The 21385-nt window shown below is 64.6% G+C and carries 24 protein-coding genes and 1 pseudogene; 17 read left to right on the top strand and 8 right to left on the bottom strand.

Translation table 11 applies throughout. From position 1 onward, the window contains the following. The first annotated feature begins 27 nt into the window (after window positions 1-27). Window positions 28-1752 (top strand): class I SAM-dependent methyltransferase, encoded by a 1725-nt coding sequence (locus B5483_RS18020; protein ID WP_176168101.1) that lies wholly within the window; start codon window positions 28-30, stop codon window positions 1750-1752. Between the two features lie 122 nt (window positions 1753-1874). Here B5483_RS18020 and B5483_RS18015 read toward each other — a convergent pair whose 3' ends face one another. The 3 genes from B5483_RS18015 to B5483_RS18010 form a co-directional block, all read right to left on the bottom strand. Continuing rightward, window positions 1875-3239, bottom strand: coding sequence for a DUF5623 domain-containing protein (locus B5483_RS18015; protein WP_079731411.1), 1365 nt, complete (start codon window positions 3237-3239; stop codon window positions 1875-1877). 220 nt (window positions 3240-3459) lie between these two features. After that, window positions 3460-3591: a hypothetical protein gene (locus B5483_RS23705; RefSeq protein WP_281251251.1), complete on the bottom strand. Its 132-nt coding sequence runs from the start codon at window positions 3589-3591 to the stop codon at window positions 3460-3462. Continuing rightward, window positions 3591-4514, bottom strand: a complete 924-nt coding sequence (locus B5483_RS18010) for a helix-turn-helix domain-containing protein (protein WP_245829355.1) — start codon at window positions 4512-4514, stop codon at window positions 3591-3593. Before B5483_RS18010 ends, B5483_RS23705 begins: the two co-directional genes overlap by 1 nt. 6 nt (window positions 4515-4520) lie before the next feature. On the opposite strand from B5483_RS18010, the gene B5483_RS18005 reads away from it, so the two are divergent. Next, on the top strand, window positions 4521-5321 hold the full coding sequence (locus B5483_RS18005; protein ID WP_079731409.1) for a hypothetical protein: 801 nt from the start codon (window positions 4521-4523) through the stop codon (window positions 5319-5321). A 150-nt stretch (window positions 5322-5471) separates the two neighbouring features. On the opposite strand, the gene B5483_RS18000 is transcribed toward B5483_RS18005, so the two are convergent. Both B5483_RS18000 and B5483_RS17995 read right to left on the bottom strand, forming a co-directional pair. Beyond that, a complete protein-coding gene (locus B5483_RS18000; RefSeq protein WP_079731408.1) occupies window positions 5472-8783 on the bottom strand; it encodes a DEAD/DEAH box helicase in 3312 nt (1103 codons plus the stop codon). After that, entirely contained in the window at window positions 8776-9573 is a 798-nt protein-coding gene (locus B5483_RS17995; protein WP_079731407.1) for a hypothetical protein, read from the bottom strand. The genes B5483_RS18000 and B5483_RS17995 overlap by 8 nt, the downstream gene beginning before the upstream one ends. A gap of 493 nt (window positions 9574-10066) precedes the next feature. Between B5483_RS17995 and B5483_RS17990 the strand changes: the two genes are divergently transcribed. Next, window positions 10067-10585: a DUF736 domain-containing protein gene (locus B5483_RS17990; RefSeq protein WP_079731406.1), complete on the top strand. Its 519-nt coding sequence runs from the start codon at window positions 10067-10069 to the stop codon at window positions 10583-10585. Window positions 10586-10746: 161 nt separating this feature from the next. Further along, entirely contained in the window at window positions 10747-11103 is a 357-nt protein-coding gene (locus B5483_RS17985; RefSeq protein ID WP_079731405.1) for a hypothetical protein, read from the top strand. 11 nt (window positions 11104-11114) lie between these two features. On the opposite strand, the gene B5483_RS17980 is transcribed toward B5483_RS17985, so the two are convergent. Further along, window positions 11115-11306, bottom strand: coding sequence for a DUF6771 family protein (locus B5483_RS17980; RefSeq protein WP_079731499.1), 192 nt, complete (start codon window positions 11304-11306; stop codon window positions 11115-11117). Between the two features lie 97 nt (window positions 11307-11403). Here B5483_RS17980 and B5483_RS17975 point away from each other — a divergent pair, with 97 nt between their 5' ends. The 6 genes from B5483_RS17975 to B5483_RS17950 all read left to right on the top strand — a co-directional run bounded on the left by B5483_RS17975 (window position 11404) and on the right by B5483_RS17950 (window position 14424). Then, entirely contained in the window at window positions 11404-12024 is a 621-nt protein-coding gene (locus B5483_RS17975; RefSeq protein WP_079731404.1) for an SOS response-associated peptidase, read from the top strand. Window positions 12025-12077: 53 nt separating this feature from the next. Next, window positions 12078-12542, top strand: coding sequence for a hypothetical protein (locus tag B5483_RS17970; protein WP_079731403.1), 465 nt, complete (start codon window positions 12078-12080; stop codon window positions 12540-12542). Then, window positions 12529-12870: a hypothetical protein gene (locus tag B5483_RS17965; protein WP_079731402.1), complete on the top strand. Its 342-nt coding sequence runs from the start codon at window positions 12529-12531 to the stop codon at window positions 12868-12870. The genes B5483_RS17970 and B5483_RS17965 overlap by 14 nt, the downstream gene beginning before the upstream one ends. After that, window positions 12867-13274: a hypothetical protein gene (locus B5483_RS17960; protein WP_079731401.1), complete on the top strand. Its 408-nt coding sequence runs from the start codon at window positions 12867-12869 to the stop codon at window positions 13272-13274. The genes B5483_RS17965 and B5483_RS17960 overlap by 4 nt, the downstream gene beginning before the upstream one ends. 45 nt (window positions 13275-13319) lie before the next feature. After that, a complete protein-coding gene (locus B5483_RS17955; protein WP_079731400.1) occupies window positions 13320-13832 on the top strand; it encodes a hypothetical protein in 513 nt (170 codons plus the stop codon). Between the two features lie 88 nt (window positions 13833-13920). After that, the gene (locus B5483_RS17950; protein WP_079731399.1) at window positions 13921-14424 is read left to right on the top strand and encodes a hypothetical protein; all 504 of its coding nucleotides are present in this window, start codon (window positions 13921-13923) and stop codon (window positions 14422-14424) included. A 6-nt stretch (window positions 14425-14430) separates the two neighbouring features. On the opposite strand, the gene B5483_RS17945 is transcribed toward B5483_RS17950, so the two are convergent. After that, complete coding sequence (locus tag B5483_RS17945; protein WP_079731398.1) at window positions 14431-15663, bottom strand: DUF1173 domain-containing protein; 1233 nt, start codon at window positions 15661-15663, stop codon at window positions 14431-14433. A gap of 204 nt (window positions 15664-15867) precedes the next feature. Here B5483_RS17945 and B5483_RS17940 point away from each other — a divergent pair, with 204 nt between their 5' ends. Both B5483_RS17940 and B5483_RS17935 read left to right on the top strand, forming a co-directional pair. Beyond that, window positions 15868-16728: a DUF3800 domain-containing protein gene (locus B5483_RS17940; protein ID WP_079731498.1), complete on the top strand. Its 861-nt coding sequence runs from the start codon at window positions 15868-15870 to the stop codon at window positions 16726-16728. Between the two features lie 148 nt (window positions 16729-16876). Then, window positions 16877-17568: pseudogene (locus B5483_RS17935) on the top strand (pentapeptide repeat-containing protein). Between the two features lie 18 nt (window positions 17569-17586). On the opposite strand, the gene B5483_RS22950 reads toward B5483_RS17935, so the two are convergent. Then, window positions 17587-17775 (bottom strand): hypothetical protein, encoded by a 189-nt coding sequence (locus B5483_RS22950; protein ID WP_139384056.1) that lies wholly within the window; start codon window positions 17773-17775, stop codon window positions 17587-17589. Between the two features lie 312 nt (window positions 17776-18087). Between B5483_RS22950 and B5483_RS17930 the strand changes: the two genes are divergently transcribed. The 5 genes from B5483_RS17930 (at window position 18088) to B5483_RS17910 (ending at window position 21382) form a co-directional block, all read left to right on the top strand. Then, window positions 18088-18432 (top strand): thermonuclease family protein, encoded by a 345-nt coding sequence (locus tag B5483_RS17930; RefSeq protein WP_039336869.1) that lies wholly within the window; start codon window positions 18088-18090, stop codon window positions 18430-18432. 477 nt (window positions 18433-18909) lie between these two features. After that, the gene (locus B5483_RS17925) at window positions 18910-19245 is read left to right on the top strand and encodes a single-stranded DNA-binding protein (RefSeq protein ID WP_006949404.1); all 336 of its coding nucleotides are present in this window, start codon (window positions 18910-18912) and stop codon (window positions 19243-19245) included. 499 nt (window positions 19246-19744) lie between these two features. Beyond that, the gene (locus B5483_RS17920) at window positions 19745-20302 is read left to right on the top strand and encodes a hypothetical protein (RefSeq protein WP_079731397.1); all 558 of its coding nucleotides are present in this window, start codon (window positions 19745-19747) and stop codon (window positions 20300-20302) included. A 117-nt stretch (window positions 20303-20419) separates the two neighbouring features. Further along, window positions 20420-20932 carry a Ros/MucR family transcriptional regulator gene (locus tag B5483_RS17915; protein ID WP_079731396.1) on the top strand — a complete coding sequence of 171 codons (513 nt, stop codon included), beginning with the start codon at window positions 20420-20422 and terminating at the stop codon, window positions 20930-20932. A gap of 87 nt (window positions 20933-21019) precedes the next feature. Then, the gene (locus B5483_RS17910) at window positions 21020-21382 is read left to right on the top strand and encodes an antitoxin Xre/MbcA/ParS toxin-binding domain-containing protein (RefSeq protein WP_006949410.1); all 363 of its coding nucleotides are present in this window, start codon (window positions 21020-21022) and stop codon (window positions 21380-21382) included. Window positions 21383-21385 lie beyond the last annotated feature (3 nt).

Below are 21385 nucleotides of genomic sequence, written 5' to 3'. Positions count from 1 at the left end.
TATACCATGCCCCATGGGGGCTGGCCGGTGAGCGACGACGTAATTGCGACCTATGATGAGCAAGCTGCCGAGCTTGCGCATCGGTACGATCAGCAGGCGCTCCTGGCGGCCTACCGGCCCATCGAAGATGTTCTTGAGCCCAACACACCAGACGCACTCGCACTGGATATCGGTGCGGGCTCAGGCCGCGATGCGGCGTGGCTGGTTTCTAAGGGTTACGAAGTGGTGGCGGTCGAGCCTTCCACCGGGATGCGGTGTGAAGGCGTCCGGCGGCATTCGGATGAGAAGATCCGCTGGCTCGACGATCGGCTTCCGGCCTTATCTCGCGTTCACCAGCTTGGGCTAGCCTTCGACCTGATCTTGCTGTCCGCAGTATGGCAACACATCGCGCCCAACGACCGGCAGAGGGCCTTCCGGAAGATGACGGCCCTGCTTAAGCCGGGTGGACTGATGGTCATGACTCTGCGTCAGGGCCCCGCGCCCCAAGACCGGCCCATGCATCCCGTTACACTGACCGAAGTGGAAGCGTTTGCCCGCGGCTTTGGGCTTGAGGTGTTCAAGGTCGCCGATCAGGAAGATGAGCTATCGCGCGCCGATGTGCGCTGGACGACTGTTCTGCTGCGTATGCCAGACGAGGGTTCTGGCGCACTGCCGTTGATCAGGGGGATCATCCTCGCTGACGACAAGTCATCCACCTACAAACTGGCTCTTCTGCGTTCACTCTCCCGGATCGCCGAGCATGCACCGGCGGCAACCAGGATCGCTGACGGCGAACTCGATGCGATCGATGTTCCGTTAGGCCTCGTCGCGCTGTTCTGGCTGCGGATGTACCTGCCTCTGGTCCGCGCCGGTCTGCCTCAAGCACCCCGTAACTCCGGCCCCGAGGGACTAGGCTTTGCCCGTGACGGGTTCAAAGCCCTGCTTGATCTGCAATTTTACCCGTCGGATCTGCGTGTAGGCTCATCTTTCACGGCAGAACGAGCGAAGGCTGCGCATTCAGCGATCACTGACGCGGCTCGGACAATCGTCACGATGCCCGCCAATTTCATCCGCTATCCAGGGTCAGACCAACAGGTTTTTCGGGCGTTCAAGGCAACGGCTCCTCGCGCACCTTCTGCAATCGCCTTTGACGTCCAGACCCTCTGGGCTTGGGGCGCAATACGTGTCCCAGGCCAAATCTGGAGGACCATGTCACGGCTCGGGTCTTGGATTGAACCAGTCCTTACCGCCGAATGGTCCCGTTTGATGAAGGGCTACGCTGAGCGCATGGGCATGGTTCTGCAAGTTGGCCAGGCGGAAGCTGCCCTCGCATGGGAGGAGCCCCTGCGAGACACGACGGCTGGGCGAGCAGCCGCGCGGCGCATTCTTGATAGTGGGGGTGCCATCCAATGCTGTTGGTCCGGGAAGGCACTTGGCGAGACCCAGCTCGACATCGACCATTGCCTTCCATGGGCAGCTTGGCCGTGCGGGGATTTATGGAACCTTCTGCCTGCGGATCGCCGGGTTAATCAGCACCAGAAGCGGGACCGATTGCCTTCCGCCGAGAGACTAACGTCTGCCTATCCCGGTATCGCAGCGTGGTGGCAGTCGGCATGGCTTGAGGATGATGCATTTAGGATCCGTTTCAGACGAGAGGTCGTGGCAGCCCTACCTGTTCGAGACGCATCCAACTTGCCCGAGGTATTTGACGGCTTGGCATGGAGGAGACTTCGCCTGAGGCAAGATCAGCAAGTCCCTGAATGGGGTACGTAGTGCGCGTATACATGATGACTCGGGGATCAGTTGGGTTGGCTCAGACGGACAGATCTCTGCGAGCCTGCTGCTGACGTCGGAGCCGCAACACACGACCGTGCGGCCCCGACATCGTTCCGGCGTCAGTGCAGGCTACGCCGTCCCGGCATTGTTCTGGCGACGGCTGCCGACAATCGGGCCTCCTCCCGATCCCGGTATCGAGCAGTCATCTTCACCGCCGTATCGATCCGGCCGGTCAGCCTTCGTAGCGGCGCGCAGTCTGGATAGGCCTCGGTGAGCATAGCCCGCAGCTTGGAGAGCATGGCGATAACGCCGTCGCTGCTATCTGCTTCCACGACCATCGGATCCCCCTTGTCAAATGCGCCGTAGTAGGCGTCGAGGAACTCGCGCCGGGACATGTCCTCCTCGCGGGCTTCCATGGCCAGCCAACTCTCGAGCGTGCAGCGCAGCGTCTCGAAGCGGGCGTTGACCGCATAGGGCTTCGACGCCGAGTAGAGCACCGCCTTGATCATCCGCCCCGCTTCGACATGCGTATCGAGGCCAAAAGCGCCGACGGGCTTGCGCAACGCATTCCAGCGCGCGCTCGAGGGGACCGTCGTTTTCGAAGACACCTGGTATACGGTACCTTTGGCACGCGAACGCCGCTTATCCTGCGGCGTGATCGCCATCGGGCTCAGGAAGGTTTCGTGGCCTGGCACCGAGATACCAGGCCAGGCGTCGGCGGTGACTGGCGGGGCCAGACCATCGATCCTCGCCATCAGCGCGGCGAAGTCGAGATCGCCATCGGCCTTTGCTGCGACGAAGAGCGCGCAAGCAAACGGGCTGTAGATGCCGGGCCACGACGACGCCTGCAGATGCCACCCGTTGCGCGCCGCCCAGGCTGCGCGCTCGGGGCTGACGACTGCGGGGCTGTAGGGCTCGTCGAGCAGGATGACATGGCCGGTGCGCGGATCGTGCCACTCGGTACCGTGATCCTTGCCGGGCAGCTCGTCCTCCCGGTCCGACATGGCCTCCCGCGCGCGCCGCCACGAACACGGCTGCAGGCCCGTCGCCTCCATGAAGCGCAGACTGCGAACGAGCTTGCACAGTTCGCCGCGGGCGTAGTCCTGCGACTCGGCTAGGAAGTCGTGGACGAGGTGGTCGGGCGTGACGAGCCGCATCCCGGCGGTGACGCGGCCGTCACGAAGGCCGTCCCTGTCGCAGATTTCGGATAGCGGTCGCGAGAGCCGGATCTCGATGGTCTCGCGACCTGCGCGATAGGGCTTCCGGTCGCACCAGTAGTAGGTCAGGAACAGGCTATGACCGTCGCCGGTGACGTTGTCGTTGCTCCCGAGCATACGGCGCGCATGATCGAAGCTCTGATAGCCCGCTTTGCGCGCGGCGAAGTCGAGTGCCTCGCGATGCGATATGCCAGCGGTCTTCTTGTGCTGCGTAGCCAGTCGCTTGATGCCTACGATCGTGGTCGGACGAATTGCTTCCTTCAACATGGTCGTTCTCCTGGCCTGCTGGGAAGTGTCACCCGCCGAACACCTCGCAAGCCCGGACAACGTGGTTGAACGAACAGCGAAAGGACAAGGTAGTGCTGTCAAACAGCTTGGGGGTGGCGGGTGCCGAGCTCCTACCGAGAGCTGCAGTGAAGCTACGGCCAACCGCATCCAAGTGCAAGACCCCTACTCCACCTGGTTGCCGCCGCTCTTCGACGCAGCGTCAGGCTGGCAGCAGGATATAGCCGCTGGCGGCCGCAACCACCAAGGCGATCACCAAGCGCGCCGCCCATTTGCCGATCTCCTCGACGAACGCGCCGGTGAAGCGGTCGATCAGGCGGGGCTCGCTCGCCATCAATCGTACTCGGCGAAATAGTCGGCGAGCATCTGCCGCTCATCGACCTTGGCGTCTGCCCACAGTGTCGGGATCGTCCCCGCGGCTGGATTCGAGCGGCGCGAGCGCACCGCCAAAAGCGCGATCCAGATCGGCTCACCGCCGTGGCTCGGTTCGGCCTCGTAGGTGCCGGTGAGAATTGTTGCGGCATGCGTGCGCTCGATCCGCTCGGCACAATCAAGGACATCGCGCCACAGCGGCCGGACGCGGAAGTTGCGCTCGGGCTTACGCCCAATTAGCCCGAGGCGTTCGGTCTGGACGAAGGACGCGAGATCGAGCCATTCGCGCAGTTCGGCGAGGTCGGCGGCGGCGTCAGGCCCGAGATCGGATTGAAAAAGCAGGCTATGTGTGGCGAGCATCGCCTTGAGTTGCGGCTCGCTTCGGAATGGCGCCACGGCCACCGGAACGCGGCCCTCGGTCCAGGCGAACATCTCGACGGAATTGGCGGCGGCCTCTTCGGCTGTCGGGCGCACGCGCGAGCGAAGGAATTCATCCTCGGGCTGGCGCAGCGCGACGGCGATTTTGCGGAGCTGCGCTGGGCGCACCCGGACGCCGCGCTCGACGCGCTGCACCGTCGCGAGCGAGACACGGGCTTCACTTGCCAGCGTCTGCTGCTTCCAGCGGAAAAACAGCCGCTGCAATTTCACGAAATTGGCGATGGCGGCACCGTCGAGGACAAAAGTCGCTGAGGGATCGATCGTGGTCATGGCCGTCAGTATGGTGCAGTTTGCCGGTAAATTAGAGAGCGATATGCACGTCAGTTTGGTCACCCAGCCCCCGTCCGAAAAGCCATGCGGGAGCCGCCCCGCGCCGGCGAACGGATCGATAAGGACGTCACGGTGGCAGTGAAGCGTCACGTCATCGATACCAACTAGCTCGGCCATGATGACTTGGCCGCGTTTCTTTGCCGCTCGACCGAAAATCACGCGGTGATCGCGGAGATGACATTGGTCGAGGTGCACAAGAAAGCGGCGGCGTTCCAGGCGCGCCAGCTTCTCAAAATCCTATGTCGGCACCCGCGCCAGGTCATCATCCTACGCAGCACGTTCGATCTCTATCGAGATCGGGGTGACAGCAAGGGGCTGGTCAACCGCCTCATCGAGCCGAAACAGACCGGATCATTCGGTGACTATTGCCGCAGCGTGATTGACGTTCCCGATGACGAGCACGCCGATGCACACTTCTCGCTGATGGAGGAGCAATCGCGCGCGCAGGTCGCCGACCTGCGCGCGTCGGTCGGCAACATCCTCAATCTATTCGAGCACTGCGCGAGGATCTTCGAGCGCGGCGAGCTCGACAGATTGCGCAAGCGGATTCCCTATTCGGAAGCGTTGCAGCGCAAGCTCATCCACCTCAGCATGGACATCCACAAAGTGTTGCTGCGGTCGCTCAACATCGAGGAGCGCTTCTATCCCAAGACGATGCCATGCGCGCTCAACACCTTTGTGTTCCGCTACGCGCTTTGCGTCGTGATCTTCCTGACACGCTGGATCCGTCACGGCGAGGCCAAAGAGATTCGGCAAGAGCGGCTCGTCAACCACGTGATGGATTTGAAGACGGCGGCGGTCGCGACCTTCTTCGACGGGCTCAAGACGCATGACGAAATGCCCAAGGACGTCCATCTCGAGGCGAAATATGTGCTATCGGCGATCGGCGCCTATACTAATTGCGGCAAAGGCGGATGGCGATGAAGTACGGCGCGTCGATCGCTAATGCGGCCCTCACGCGCTGACGGGCTAAGGCGAGCCCGCCTATTCTGAACTGGGATGGACCGAGGCCCGAGCATTGGGGGCATTTGCGCGCCGACATTGCGCGCTTGGCGGCATCGGCAAACTAAACGCTCAACCATCTCCATCAAGATCATCTAGGTCGGTGAAGCTGGCGACGAGATCGGCATGTCGGATTCGCTCCAGTGTGTCGTCGAAGCCCTCGTTGGAATTGCCCGGCTGAATATGCTGGCGGATGGCGTCATAATGTTTGCGGGCGGCAACGCGCGAGACTGAGCGTGTCAAATGGATGCGCACCGCCAGACTGTCAGGGCTGTCGCAGCCTTCGCGGACGATACCGCTCAGTGTCGCCAAAACCGAAGGGACGGGCGTCTCGTCTTCCGCGGCGCGCAGCCGCGCCGCGAGCAGGCGTCCGGGAAGGCCTGCCAGGAACGCGAGATCGGGCACGAGCCGCGACGCAAAATGGCGGGCATTTTTGCACTGCTTGAGATTGCTCGTGCGCCCGAGAAAGACCTTCTCGAGTTCGCACAGTGGCACCCCAGACATCCATATCGGCCATAGCTTACGCAGCCACGACAACGCATGCTTTCCGCGCGCTTCATCATCGGTCAGCTTTTTATAAGGCGTGCCGAACATCTCCTCCAGGCTTTCCGGTCGAACCAGGGTGAGCAAGTGGCTCGGATGCGCGTCAAGCCAGTCGAGCAGCACCGTCACGACCTCAAGAGCTGTACCTGAAAAGGCACCAGCATCGAGCCGTTCAACGATCTGCTGCAGCAAAGCGACGGAGAGTCCGGTAGCGCCCGCGACCTGCTCGATCCAGCGATCGGGTTCGGGGAGATCAAGGGCAGCTCGCGCGGCGAGCGCCGAGGCGACCCTCGTGCTCAACCAATCGGCGTCGGCGGCGACAAGCGCACGATAGGCGCTGAAGCTCCTGTTGAGCAACGCCGCGGCTGGATCGGGTTCGGTGCCCGCGACGGCCAACGGCAGCTTGCTCAGGAGATAGGCCGAAGCGCCGGTTTGAGTGATGCCGTCGTGAATGCGGTCGAGGACTACTTTTAGCGGGTCCTTGATGACGAGGCATTGGTCGGCCTGCTCGAAGATCGCCTGCAGGTCCATCCAATGGCCGTTGATCTGGTTGTTCTGATTGTCGAAATCGATGACCTTGCTCGGCACAAGCAGGACGAAGCCTTGTGCGCCTTCGCCGGCGCGTCCTGCTCGCCCTGCGGCGTTCAGCAGTTCGTGCGCCTCGAGCTTCTGCATCTTATCGGCCTGAGGGTCGAAACGGCTATCGCCGGAGATAATGACGACTTCGCTGGGCAGGTTCATACCTTGGGCAAGCGTCGAGGTTGCGAATAGCGTTTTGATCCCGTCCGGACGGCGAAACAGGCTTTCGTGCAGTTCGCGTTCCTCGCGCAACAGCAGCGCATGATGGCTGGCGGTCCCCATCCGCAGTGTCCCGTCCGCAGCGAGTTTCATATAGCAATAGCCGGCGCCGCCCATTTCCTCCTCGGCGAGGATCCGCCATTTCTGCTCGTCCTCGTTGAGCGCGATCTGGCTGGCGGCGACGCGCGCGGGGTAGCCTTTGACGCAGCTTTCGCAAAAGACAGTGGTTTGTACGAACACCAATGTCTTCATGCCGGCGCTGGCCGCGGCGGCAGCGATTGCGCCGCTGGTTTCGTTGCCATTGGGGGTTAGATACCAATTTCCTCCCCAAGCCCGGCCGCTCGACAGCAGCCTGCTATCAGCGTGCAATTGGAGCAGCGCATAGTCGCTGCGGTCGGTGGTCGACCACGTCTGAAGCAGGCTGAACAGGCCAAAGGGCTGTGCGAGCAGCGCGTTCTTCACCCCGACCGGCGGCTTGTCGTGATCCGGATAGTCGATGCGCGCTTGGGCAAGGACAGCTTTGAGTGCAGTGATTTGCTCAGCGGGGTAGACGACGCAGCCACGCACCTGCCGTGTCGGTTTCCAGCTCAGGTCAAGCGTGAGGCATTGGCGCCCGGTCAGGAAGGCAACCCATCCGGCGATCTCCTGCGTGTTCTTCATCATGGCCGAGAGGAGCAGCAGATCAGCCGCAGGCGCGACACGGGTCAGGTTGAGGATGGTGAGCATGGCATCGAGGCCGCGTCGGCTGCGGTCGTCCTCACGCGGGTGAAGCAGATGACATTCGTCGAAGACGATAAGGCCCAGATCGGCGAAGGCGTCTGGATCGACCGACAATAACATCAGGCAACGCTCGGGCGTCATGACCGTGACTTCGCCGAGCATGACGACATCGCCGATACCGATATCCTCGTCGACATCGGCGAGAATGCTGTAGTCTTGGAAAGTGCCCTTGAGCGCACGCTGCGTCTGTCCGACAAGGGCATGGGTGGGTGCCAGAAAGATGACGCGTTCGCCGCGAAGCAGCGCGGTTGCGATCTTGAGCTCGGCGAGCGTCGATTTGCCGCCGCCGGTCGGAAAGCTTATCGCAGACGATACGCCTTGCTCGAGATAGCCCTTTTCGATCGCTTCCCGGTGATTGCGCCAGAGATAAGGGCGCTGCCGGGCCATGCGGCGGAGCGTTTGCCACCAGCCGTTTTCGTCAACCCCGCTCGGCGTCGGAATGCGGCTGAGCGCCGTGCCGAGAAGGTCGCCCTCGAGCCCGAGCAGCAGATTGGCGAGGTGCAATGGACCGGGATAGAGGCTTAGCAGCGTCTCCCCTGCCACGCCGGCACCATCGATAGGTTCGCTCGCCAAGCCTCGCACTTGCGCGAAAAGCTGGCTCGCAGGAACAACACCGCCGGCCTCGGGCGCGAGGTCGACGCGCAGACGTAACTGCCGGGCGAGGTTGGTTACCCCGCGCAGAAGCAGCAATCGGAGCGCATCGAGCGCCCGCAAGCCAAGATCATCGCCGTCGATATCGATCTCCGGCTCATCGTCGGCGACGATCTCGCCGAGCCGCCCTTGCGCCAGGCTGCGGATCGCGAGCAGCAGCGCTCGCTCGATCGGCACGGCATCGGCTGCAGGCACGATCCGCTTGGCGGCCTCGGAGGCATCTGCATGGGCTTCCGCCAGGAGAAACAGCAAGGTTGCGCAGACGTCGGAACTTACCGCTGCCATGTCCACATGACTGGTCGCTTGCGCGTTGCGGAGCGCCAGCGAGATAGCCTGATGTGCGGAAGCTGCGACGAAGGCGGCTGAGGCGCGGTTTTCGCGGTCGGGCAGCAAGGCGGCATAGGTTTCGTGCGCCGCGGCGATGCGGCGCAGCTCGGTCACGGTTGCGACCAGCGCTTCGTCTTCGGCGTCCGCCGGCGCGCCGCGCAGCCGAATGCGCGCTGAGACGATATCGGCAAAGGCTTCGGTCAGCCGCTTGGGAAGATTGTCGAGGTCGAGCCCTTCGAGCGGCGGCGCCGCGCGGATCAACGCTGCGGTGGTCGGATCAAACATCGGCGATCGCCTTGATTTTGATGATCACGCGGGCTGAGAAGCCGGCCATCCAGTTGCGCAGCGCCGGCAGATAGATGGTGTCGGCGCGACGGCGCGCGGCTGCACCCGGCGCGCTGTCATCAAATCCCTTGAACAGCTTGGCACGCGCCGAAGCATCATTGTGCGTGTCGCCGATCGTAATGCTGACGCGGTAGCGCCGGGCATCGTGCCAGAGCGTGTTGGCGATGGCGGAATCGAGATCGAATTCGGGGTCGACGGCGGAGCGCGCGTCGAGCATGCCGCTCACCTCCTGGCTGAGCTCGTTCAGCCGCTCGCCTTTTTCCAAGGCGACGATGCCTGGCCAGACATCGTCGCGGATCGTGTCACGTGCGTTGTCGGTGGCCTTGTCCTCAAAAACAACGACCGCAGTGATCGCGGTACCGGTTTCGTTGAGTTCCAGTTGCAAGCCGTCAAACCCTTTATCGGCCTTGCGGATGTGCGGCATGCGCGTGAGCGAGGCCGACGGCTGCTGATGGGCTGCGATCCATGAGATCGCCTGGAAGAGCCAACCGTCACGGTGCCAGGGATCGCTCCCCTCCGCGAGCGTCAGCTGCTTGATGGCAGCGTTTGCCTGCTCGGCATTGGCGGCCGGTCCAGGTACGCCCACGCCGCTCAAGATCTTTGCGACATGACGATATTGGCCCAGGACGATGCGGGCGACGCGATCTGCGAGCACATCCTCATCGTCAACAGTCCATGCCCAGCCGTGGCAGAGTTCGCCGTGATCAATCGGGACAAGCGTCAGGGTCATGAGCGAGGTCGCAACAATCGAAAAACCTTCAGGATTTCAGGCGAGCCCGTAGTAGCGCGTACGCGATACTCTAGAAATGCAGTATCGAAACGGAAGGCACATTTTTCTATCGCCTTAAATCGAGCAAGAAAGAGCCTGCTTCGTTGCAGCTACGCCGTTACCGATCGGTCCTCCTGATCGATCAACGGTATCGCGGAAGCAAGAAAGAAGCGACAATCGATGCGGGTAGGGGCGAAAATTTGACTCACTGGTTCGCTGCCCAGAGCGACCGCTTTTCAGATATGCACTCTTCAATGATGACGTTCGGGAGTGTCTCCAATCCTCGTCATTGGCTGTTCGTCGAACTCGTGCTTTGAAATCACTGCTTCGGTGGTCTGAGTACCCTGCGGGCAAAGCCCGCAGCTTCGGCCTGACGGCCGGGAGGGAAGGGGGGTGGGAAGTGAGTGATCGAACAAGGGGTTCGGTCGCAATCGATCCACCCAGGAGAACGTCCATGAACATCGGTGAAATCCGCAAGAACGCCAACGGCCAGCTGATCGGCTCTGTCGAAACGCTCACCATCACCCGCACCATCGGCCTGCGGCCGGTGACCTCCAGCAACCCGCGCGCGCCCCGCTACGAGATCGTCGCGCTCAACGACCAGCGCCGCTGGGTGATCGTCGGGGCGCTCTTCGAACTCTCCTCGAACGCGACCGGCGAGAGCTTCTACCAGGGCAAGATCGACGACCCCTCGATGGCGCAGCCGCTCTACATCGCCGCTTTTCCGCGCGAGGATGGCACCATGGCGATCGCCTGGCAGCGTCCGCGCCGCCGGAACACCCAGCTCGGTGCGTCCGAATACGGCGAGAGCGACATGTTCCCGGCCGACGATGCCGGCGGCGACCGCGGCGCGGAGCAGGCCGGCGACGGTCTGGGCGACAGCACCGCGACCCCGCCTGCCAAGCGCGGCCGGGTGGGTGCTAAGGACGGCGCCGAACACGATGGCGCGCTGCCGCCCCTCGTCGACGCTTGATCGGCAAGTCCAACTCCAACCGGCGGGGACCCCAAGCGGGTCCCCGTCAACGTGCAAAGGCCGCGGATAAGCCCCCCGCGCGGCCTGAGGCGGAACGCCGGCACTGCCCCCCGCCCGGCGTTCCGCCTCTTCATTTGCATGGGGATACCCGGAGACCAGACATGCTGACCGACAGTGAACGCTTCGCCTTCATCACCCGGCGCCACCACGCCTTTGCCAGCACCGGTAATGCCTATGACGCGGTCCAGTGCGACGTGGCCATCAGTACCGGAGACACGCTGGTCGTGCTTGCCGAGGAGGTGGTCGGTGTCGCCATGACCTGGCCGTTTGCGGTGACGCAGGCGCACGGGAATCTCCATGCCCTGTCCGTTCCGCGCGAGGGCGAGACGCTCGCGGACCTCGCCCGCTCGCTCCACGTCAGCGCGGCCGACTTCGAACACGCCGCCGAGATCGCCGGGCGTTTCGGATTTCCGCTCGATCCGCAGATCGAGGCGCTACTGGCTAGTCTGGCGGGCTGAACTGGCGTCCTTCAGAGCGGTAGGGTCGACTGTTCTGGGGGAGGTGCGCTGACCGGCGCATCGACTGCATCGGCGATCACGCGCGCAAGCTCGAGCGCGGCATCCTCGCGCAGGCAGGAGCTTGGGGCTGTGATCCCGACCCGCGCCCAGCCCGGGGCGTCCAGGATCGCATGAGCGACAGCAGACGTATCGATTCGTTCCATGCCGGCAATGGAACATAAGAAGAACATATTTGCAAGGTGGCTGGTGCCGCCGCTCGTCCCGATTGACAGGGCAGCGCGGTCCGCCGAGCATCGGTGCATGTGCAATTTGTACCGCATGACCAAGGCCTCTGCGGAAATCGCCCGATTGTTCGGCGCGCGCAGCGGCGCGGGCGCGAACTTCGCCGCCGAGGTCTACCCGGGCTATCCCGGCCTGGTTGTCGCCGAGGGCGAGACGCGGGTGATGACCTGGGGCTTCCCGCTCGCGCTCAAAGGCAAGAACGGGCAGACACTCAAGCCCAAGCCCGTCAACAACGCGCGCGAGGACAAGCTCAGCACTGCATTCTGGCGCCCAAGTTTTGAGCGCCGCCGCTGCCTGATTCCGGTCACCGCCTGGGCCGAGGCCGAGGGCATCAAGGGCCAGATGACCCGGACCTGGTACTCGCTGGCGGGCGAAGAGGTCTTTGCCGTTGCCGGGCTGTGGCGCCCGACCGAGGAGTGGGGCGCAGCCTATTCGATGGTCATGGTGGATGGCTGCCCGCAGATGGCCGACGTACACGACCGTATGCCCGTCGTCCTCGCCCGAGAAAACTGGGAGCAGTGGCTCGCGGGCACGCCCGCTGAAGCCTTCTCGCTATGCCAGACCTGTTCCAGTGAACTCGCCGTCGATCGCACAACCGAACGCTGGGTGGCAGGTAGGTCCGCGGCGACGTCAAGCTGAGGGGAGGGGGGCTTCGCCGGTCGGATCAGACCCAAGCGAAAGGACCTAAGCCCATGGGCGACCGAGCCCCCGTTCACATCACCATCGGCGGCGCACTGCCGCGCGAACATCTCGAAGCTTTCGCTGCGCACGCGGCCGACTATGACCTTCGCACCGAGTGGGACGGCGAACCCTTCGATCCCGCAACATTGCCCGAAGGCGAGCCGCTCGAGCTCTACGGCACCGAGCTAAATGGCGGGCATATCCCCGACATCGACGCCTTCTGCGCCGAGCACGGCCTGCCGTTCCGCCGCTGGTCGGGTGGCTGTCTCGGCGCCTATCTCCCCGAGATCATCGTGTTCGACGGGCAAGGCCCGATGCGCGACTACACGGCGAGCGAAGACGAGTACGTCCTCTTCCCCCCGTCGTGGATCAACAGCTTCACGCGGCTGCGCGATCTCAAGCGCGAGATGGCCCGCGCCGAACTGACTATTCCGGCCTTCGTGGTGACCGGAGGGGCGAGCGATGACCGTAGCTGATGGGGCCCTGTTGGCCGCCTCGCGCGAGGCAGTGCTCGCCCGCTTCCCGCTATCGCGGGTGACCGAAGCCTTCTTCGACGACATGCTCGGCGTCCTGCCGCCGGCGCACATCGCGGGCGTGCCGGGCTTCTTCATCACCGAGGCAGTGTGTGACGACGTCCATGCCCAGTTCGTCCATGCCGGTGGCCGCTTCTACGGCGGCTATGTCGGGCTCGCGGATCGTGCGGGCCTTATTACCCATGCGCGCATCGCCGAGTTCGATGCCGCCCATCCGGACGCGGTGGAACTCGCGTGGTACCCGGATGGCCCAGAGGAGGCCGCGCGATGAGCCGGCACCGGATCTTCGAACTCGGCGCCGGTCCCGCCGATGAGCCCTGCGCACAGCTTGGGTCATGCTCCGACTTCGCCGCGGCCAAGACCCTCGAACTGCTCGCCTACAAGGCCGCGATCATTGCCCTCAACGGCGAGCCGCCGCTGCCGCTCGGCTTTGCGCTGGTCGCCAATGTCCATGATTTCGGGACATACCGGACCTTGTGGTTGGTCTCGGGGGAGCTGCCCTTGCCGGAAGACGCGCAGGCCTGGTTCGACGATCTTGTCGAACCCGCTACCTGGATCGCGGCGGGATTTCCGCAGCCGGTGACCTACGAGGGCTCGCGCGCTGTCATGCGCCCCTTCCGCAACGTGGTCGCCGCCTACGGCCCCGCCACTGTAGCTGCCGCCGACAGCGGGTAAGGGGAGGGGGCTGGAGCTGGGCGTTCCTAAAGGGAGTCCAAGTCCATGCCTCGCTTCTATGCCGGTATCGGTGCGCGCGCCACGCCGCCCGAAGTGCTCAGCCTGATGACCCGCGCCGCCTTCGCGCTCACCAAGCGCGGCTATGTCCTGCGCTCGGGCCACGCGATGGGCGCCGACAGCGCGTTCGAACGCGGGGCGGGCCGCGACGCGCAGATCTTCCTGCCGGCGGTAGGCTGGCGCGGTTCGCCAAGCGAGTTCCATCCCGATGTGCTCGGCGCCGAGCTCTGGTGCAGGGCGCGCATCATCGCCGCCGCGCACCATCCGGCCTTCGCCGGGCTCTCGGCGTTCGTCCAGGCGCTCCACACCCGCAACGTGTTCCAGGTGCTGGGGGTGAGCCTCGATAGCCCTGCTGAATTCGTGCTGTGCTGGACCGCCGACGGCGAGGCTTCGGGCGGCACTGGCCAGGCGCTGCGCATCGCCACCAGCCACGCCGTCCCCGTCTTTAACCTCCAGAGGCCGCGCGAGCGCTCGCACGTCGAGCGCCACCTCGTCCTCTGACCCGTTCAATTCTGCGCTTGCCGGCCGTTCTAACCCTTGCCCTGGCAGCGGGACGCGGCGCGCGCGCGGCAACACGAAAGCCCCAGCCATGTCCTCGATCACGCTCACCCTCGAACTTGCCTGCACCCGTGAGGAAGCCGCGCGCTTCGCCGCGGTCGAACTGTTCCTCGCCGAAATGGCTGAGAATACAGAAGCCGAACCCCCGGCCGAACTCGACGCGGTCTTCGGCGCTCGGCCACGCGTAACGATCCTCGGCCTTGCCGGCCACCCGCAGCCGCTCGGGATCACCTGCCGGTATGACTGCGACCGGGGCGTGATGACGCTCGCTGCGACGGGCGGCAAACCGAACCTCGCCGCGCTGCCCGTGCTGCTGCTCTGGCTCTATCCCGACAAGCTGCCCATCGCCTACTCGGTCCACGTGACCGAGCGGCCCGAGCGGGCGGTCTGGACCATCGTCGGTCTCAATCGCATCGAGATCACCCAGCACGAGGACGACGTCACCGCCCGGCTCGAAGCCCTGCGCGCGCCACGCGACACGCCCCGGCGCCTCGACCTCCTGCCGACAAGACCGTTGCCCCGATCGGACGGCTGAGCCCGCTCAGGCGGCCTGCCGCGCGACCCATCTTCGCCGCGGCGGCCGGCTGACGCGGGCCGGGAGCGGCTCACCCTCCTTCCACAGCAGGTGCGCGACGCCTTGCCCGGCGAGCAGCGCCTCGAGCGGCTCCGCCACCTCGTTGTCGCGGTCGTGGATGTGGACGGCGCTGGCTTCCTCGCCGGTGTCCTTGAGTACCAGGCTGGCGATCGGCGTGTCGGTGTCGAGATTGACGCGCAAGCCCTTCACGAACCGCCGCTTCTCCGCGACCGCCTTGCCGACGAGATAGCGCTCGTCGCTGCTCTCGTAGGGCAGCCATTCTGCCGTTACCGGCATCAGCGCGACCTCGATGAGGTCGAAAGTGCCCTCGCGCCGCCGCGCGAACGAGCCGGCGAGAACCAGGTGCCCGCTCTTGCCGTTCGGTCCATCCTGCGCCTGCCACAGTGCGAGTTCGCCGGCGAACCGCTTGTGAAAGCGCCGGGCCATGTCCTGGTCCATCACGAAGGGCATGTCGCCGACATGGCGCAGGACGATTCTTTCTGCGCCGTGCGCGGGAACGATCTCCTTGATCTCGCCCACGACCACCATCATCTGGTCGCGCGAGGCATAGACCCGGGCAAGCGCCGCGCGGCGGCGGGCCCGGATTTCCTCCTTTTCTTCGACCTTGAAGCTCTCGGGCACGAACAGCACGTGGGGCAGGGCTTCCTTGTTGGCTCGGCAACTTGCCGCCGCCTCGAGCAGTGCGCGGCGCACCACGAACCACGTCCGCTTGCCCGCCATTTTCGGATGCCAGTGGGTGAGCTCCGCCCGGTCCCACAGCACATGGAGCAACCCGCGCATCGACAGCTTCTGACCCGACGACTTCACCGTCGGCTTGTCATTGGTAAGCGCTGCGGGCGCGAGCCGGGCCGCCCCGCGCGACAGCGGGAAGCCGAGCTTCAGGCTGGTCTCGCCGCTCGCCTCATCGTCGAGCACGGCTGACCCACGCACTTGGCCCAAGCCGGTGAGGTAATCAGGGGCGTCGTAGTGATCGCAGGCGGTCGCATGGCGCGCGCCTGAGCCCGGCCAGCGTGCAAGCACGTAGCCATTCTGCCGGTGCGAGATGTAGAGGGGGAGCTCGGTTCCCTTGCGGCATTCGCAAAGGACCGGACTTTTGCGCTCGTAGGCCTCGCGCAGCACGTGCTGAAGTTCATCGCCTTCGGCCACGCTGCGGCCGAGCACACGGTATCGCTGGATCATTGGGGTCTGCTCCAATTTCTCGCGATCGACGCTGCCCGTTCGACCTCTCGCGCATCTCCTTCGTCTGACGCGGCCCCGGATGGGCACGCCGGGCCAGTCTATGCCGGCCTTGCGGGTGCGGCAAGGTTTGCTGTGCCCGGGGGTGGTGTGTGGAAAACCCCGCTTCGGCTTGGCTTGCAGGTGCCGCGCTGGCATCACGGCGCGATGACGGCTTCCGACCAGCAATTTTCCTTGTTCGATCTGGATCTCGACCCGGTGGTCGAGGACCGCAAGAGCGCGACCACGCCCACGGGGCGCTTCAGCAACTTCATCGTCTACGTCGATGAGAGCGGGGATCACGGCATGCAGACCGTCGATCCCAATTACCCGCTGTTCGTCCTCGCATTCTGCGTCTTCTACAAGAAGCACTACAGCGAGAAGGTTGTCCCGGCGCTCGAGAAGTTCAAGTTCAACCACTTCGGCCACGACATCGTGATCCTGCATGAGCGGGAAATCCACAAGGAAACGGGTCCCTTCAAGTTCGCCAACGAGGCCGAGAAGCTGGGGTTCATCGATGGTCTCAGCGGCATCGTCGACAAGTCCAACTTCATCCTGATCAGCTGCGTGATCGACAAGCACCGGCTCGGCGCGCGCGATGTCGAGCGAGACAACCCCTACCATCTTGCGCTCGGGTTCTGCCTTGAGACACTCTACGAGTTTCTCATCGAGAAGAACCAGGACGCCAAGAAGACCCACGTGGTCTTCGAGTGCCGCGGCAAGAAGGAAGACAAGGACCTCGAACTGGAATTCCGCAGGATCCGCGACGGCGAGAACAAGCTTGGGGCACCGCTGCCGTTCGAGATTGTCTTTGCCGACAAGAAGGCGAACTCATCCGGGCTGCAACTGGCCGATCTGGTGGCGCGGCCGATCGGCATGAGCGTGCTGCGGCCGAGCCAGGACAATCGCGCGTTCGATGTCCTGACCCGCAAGTTCTATTGCGACGGCGGGCGCGAAAATGTCGGCAGCGGTTATGAGAACTGGGGGCTCAAGGTTTTCCCGCCCCAAATAAGCGAAAAGCCCCGATGAAACTCACCGAGGCTATGACGCCGACCGGGAACTCCCAGTCCACTTGTGCCCCCTATATGCGCACTCCCGGCCAATTGACAAACGGAACATTGTGCCAATCCGGCCGAGCCGAAGCCAGGCGATGGGCCGCGAAAGAGTTGGGCGCGTGATGGACGACCTGTTTGCCCCCGCGTGGCCTCGTCGGAAGAACACTGGTTCGTGCCGATCTCGTCCCGCTCTGCGGCGGTCCGGCTCAGGTGGTCGTCGACTGCGATCTCGAGGAAGCGACCTTTCCGGGCTCGATCTCACCCGCTCGCGCTTTGAACGCTGCAACCTGCGGCACAGCGATCTTGCGGGGGCAAAAAGCTTGAAGGTACGGTCTGGCAAGGTTGCCGGGGACCGTTCGCCAATTTCTCGGGCTCGAACCTCAGCGAGGCCAAATTCATTGGCGGCGACTGGAACAATTGCGCGATGCGCCGGGCCAGCCTGACCTCGACCCGCTTCACCGGCTCCAAGCTCACCGGCGCCGATTTTACCGAAGCGCGCGCCATGCACGTCCATTTCGAGGAAGTGCTGCTGGGCTCTGCCAAGCTGCCGGGCTTCTCGATTCGCAAGGAAACTCTGCGCCGGGTCGATCTGTCGGGTGCGGATGTGCGCAAGGGCGATTTTCGCATGACGGTGTTCGAGGACTGCTCGCTGCGCGAGGCGCTGGTCGCCGGATGGCGCTTCGAGGGCTCAGACCTGCGCGGTGCCGACCTCGGCGGGCTACGCCTGGTCGATGCGGGGCTGTTTCGCGGGGCGACCATCTCGCGCGAGCAGGCCGGGCAATTGCTGGGCGAATTGGGGCTCAATGTCCGGTAGGTCGCAGGGCCGGGCGGCTCACCGGTCCTGAAGTGCGTCCTGTCCCAGGCTTTCGGTCACGCCTTCGGCAAGACCGAGGCAAAGCGCGGCTTCCTCGCGGGAGAGCGTGACCTCTTCAGCCGCTAAGACACTCAGCTTCGCGCGCAGCACCTCAGTCATCGCGCGCGCCACCTGCAGGGCGCTTGGCATCATCTGAGGATCAGCCATGGTCCGGGATCCTTTCCCTTAGATGGCTCTGCCTGCGGCAGCGGGGCCAGTGCGGCCGGGTTGAAGTGCGTTCATACCGGTTTTGCGGGAGTCTGGCGAGGCGGGGAGGGAAGGGGGCACCCCGGGGCCCGCGTCCCACGCGGGCGCCGCGGCGACCCGCTCTACTCGCTAGGGCGGAGCGTCGGCGCTTTCGCACCGCCGCCCACCCAAGCTCGCCGGCATGGATGCCGGCCCTTCGGGTGACGATCGGGGCCAGTGGAGGAAGCGGCGAGGCTGGTTGGTGCGGGCGGGCGAGGGCGCTAGGCTCTACCCATGCCGATCGCTCTTGCTGCCGCCGCCCTTTGCATGTCGCCTTCTGTTCACGACGGCGACACGATCCGCTGCGGCCGCGAGCGTGTCCGCATCGCCAATATCGATGCACCCGAACTGCCCGATAGTCCCAAGTGCCAGGACCGGAGACGGTCCTACGCCTGGTGTGACTTTGCCGCAGGCGAAGCCTCGCGGGTTGCCCTGACGCGGCTGCTGTCGCGCGGACAGGTGACGATCACGCGACTTGGCACCGCCCCCTATGGACGGACGCTCGCCTCGGTCTCGGTGAACGGCGTGGATGCCGGCGACTATCTGGTCGCGCAAGGCCTCGCGAGGCCTTGGCGCTGAGCGTCCCCATCGAGGGCAGGCGATCCATGCTCGCCTGCGGCCGCCTTCTTGCGCATCTGACGAATAGCCTTGCCGTAGCGCATGGCACTGGACGGGAGGGGCTGGGCCCGGCCCCGTGTGACCGTGCGTCACTGACCAGTATGGAGCGGGGGCCGAGGAAGGCAATGCCCGCTGCGCGGGCGCTGGCGGGTGGGAGCAGGTCCTGCCGAAATGGCCGAGGCTGACGGATCTGATCTTTGCGGGGATCCGCTGAGCCTGACTTGACGAAACCGCCCTTCGTTTGCCGATGAACCCTGCAGGGCCAGTCCCTGGCTGCAACCCAAAAGCAGCGGACCGTGAAGCCCTTCGGGCTTGCCGCACCACTCCTCGCTTTTGGGTTTCCCTCACATGCGTTCGGTGCGGGCCCGGGCCTTTGGCCCTGCCTGTGATGTTCATCGGCGGGCGGTTCCGCCGAGTTCAAGCCACGGAGAATACCCCATGAAGAACCTCGTTATCCTGATCGGCCGCATCGCCGCCGCTCCCGAAACCCGCCACGCCGGCGAGACCGCGATCACTTCGTTCACCCTCGTCACCGATCGCCCCAAGCTGGTCGATGGCAAGACGGTCAAGAACGAGGCCGGCTACACCGAAACCCTCGCCGAATTCCACCGCGTCACCGCTTTCAACGGCCTCGGCACCTCGGTCGCCAAGCACAAGAAGAAGGGCGACCTGGTCGAGGTGCAGGGCCGCCTCCACTACTCCAAGTGGACCGACCGGGAGGGCGTCGAACGCTACGCGGTCGAGATTGTCGCCGAGGAAGTCCTCTTCCTCTAAACCCGAGCCCGGGAGGCGGCGCTGCCGCCTCCCATTGGGCCAAGGCCAGCCCCCCATCGTTCATGTAGTCGCTGCGACGGGCGAAACACCGATTGCGAAAAAGGCAATGCGCGGCGTCTATTTCGCACTTGCAGCATGGAGGGCGCGAACCCATATGAGGGATGCCTTTCAGGCATCCTCTCCCAAAACTTCCCAAGGGGCCGGCGCAAGCTGGCCCTATTTTTTTGCCTGCCGGGTCTGCGCTTGTGCCCCTCCGGGCATGCCATTTGTGACACTTTGCCCTTAGGCGGAGTGTCATGTTGCGCTGCGCCCGTGACATGCGCGGAGGGCGGGTCATCGAGCATGGCTGCACGATCACTAACGTGGTCGCGGGGGAAGGCAGCACGCTCGGCCGCGCAAGTCAGATGGCGCCTCCGGGCGAAGTGTCACGGGCGACAAACGACAGGGCAAGGCACAAAGGGGATTCACAGGATTCACCTTTTGTGCTCAATACTGTTCGATGGAACGAGCCCAAGAAATCACTGGTGTCGGTGGGATCTACGCGGTCCTGGTCGAAGCCTCGAACCGCCCCCGCTACGCGTTTCTTGTCCTCCAGCTGGTCGCCGAGATTGCCGACGGGCGAGGGCAAGCCGGACCCTTCGTGGCGCTAGGCGGTGTGCCGGTGCTTCTGCGCGAATGGCTCTGCTCCCAGCTCTTGCCGATGAGCGAACAGCCCGCACGGCGGGCGGCGCTGCGCGCGCGCGTGGCCGCTGCGCTGAAGCACGAACTGACCGGTGACGCTGTTCGTGATGCGGTGCGCATCGAGGCCGCGGTCGAGGAGCAGGTCCAGGCGGTTGGCCGCGCCAATGTCAGCCGCGCGATTTCCGATCTGGTCCGCGCCGGGCTGATGAGCCGGCACTATGCGGGCTACGCCACCAACCACAAGAACCGCGGCGGCGGACGCCATGCGGTCTATGTGATCAAGCCGGCTGTGCTTGCGCTGCTGCGCAAGCCCGCGCCGCTGCGGCGTCAGGGCCCGGGCGCTGCCAATCCCCAGGGCGAACTCTTCGCGGCCTGAACCTTCGCACTTCGAGCATCAGGTCAGGCCTGGCGCACCCCGGCGATGCTCCTATGGCGTGGTGGCGAACTATCGCCTAGGAACCCACGATCCGTGGATTGGAAAGGTCTCGCCCGCATGGAAAACGAAGCACTGCTGGATCATGTCGCCGATATCGTGTCTGCCCATGTCAGCAACAATTCGATCGCGGCCGCGGACCTGCCGGGCCTGATCCAGGCGGTCTACGCTTCGCTTGCCGCGCTTGGACGGGCGCCGGAACCGGCTCAAGAGGAGCTGAAACCCGCCGTCTCGGTGCGTGCCTCGGTCAAGCCCGACGCAGTCACCTGCCTCGAATGCGGTGAGAAGATGAAGATGCTCAAGCGCCATCTTGGGACCGAGCATGGCCTGACGCCCGCCGAGTACCGGGCGCGCTGGAGCCTGCCTGCCGATTACCCGATGGTCGCGCCCGACTATGCCGCCAAACGCAAGGAGCTTGCGGTCAGGATCGGCCTTGGCCGCAGGCCCGGCCAGAGCCCGAAGGCTGTGGCCAAAGTTGCACCGGAAGCTGCGGCCGAGGCAGCACCCAAGGCGAAGCCCACGGCCGCAGCGGCCCCGGCAAAGCGCAAGAAGCTCGGCGTCGCCTTCGGCTAGCGCCTTGCCGCGACCCGGGGGCCGACCTTGACATTTACCGCTTTATGCCGCATATTATGCCCCATAATTCGGCAAATGGTGAGGCAAATGGCAAGCGCGGCATTCCTGAGCGAAGTCACCGGCGAGAAGGGCGTCTCGCCTGACCGGCTGTCGGCGGCCTTGCACATCACCAAGTCGGAACTGGCTCTCGCGGCCGGACTGTCGCGCGATGCGGTCTCCAAGGCTGCCCGCAGCCAGAGCGTGGTAACGCAGGCGCGGCTGCGCGAGGTGAGCGAAATCATCAACCGCGTCATCCCATGGGCGGGCAGTGAGCTCGCTGCCTATGCGTGGTATCGCTCGCAGCCGCTGCCTTCGTTCGGCGACGCCACGGCTGAAGAGCTCGTCCGCCAGGGTCTCGGCGAGAAGGTCCGCGCCTATCTCGGCCGGATCGCCGCTGGCGGCTTTGCCTGATCG

This window comes from Novosphingobium mathurense, from assembly GCF_900168325.1.
Lineage (GTDB): Bacteria > Pseudomonadota > Alphaproteobacteria > Sphingomonadales > Sphingomonadaceae > Novosphingobium > Novosphingobium mathurense.
This window is presented reverse-complemented; position numbering and strand designations above follow the sequence as displayed.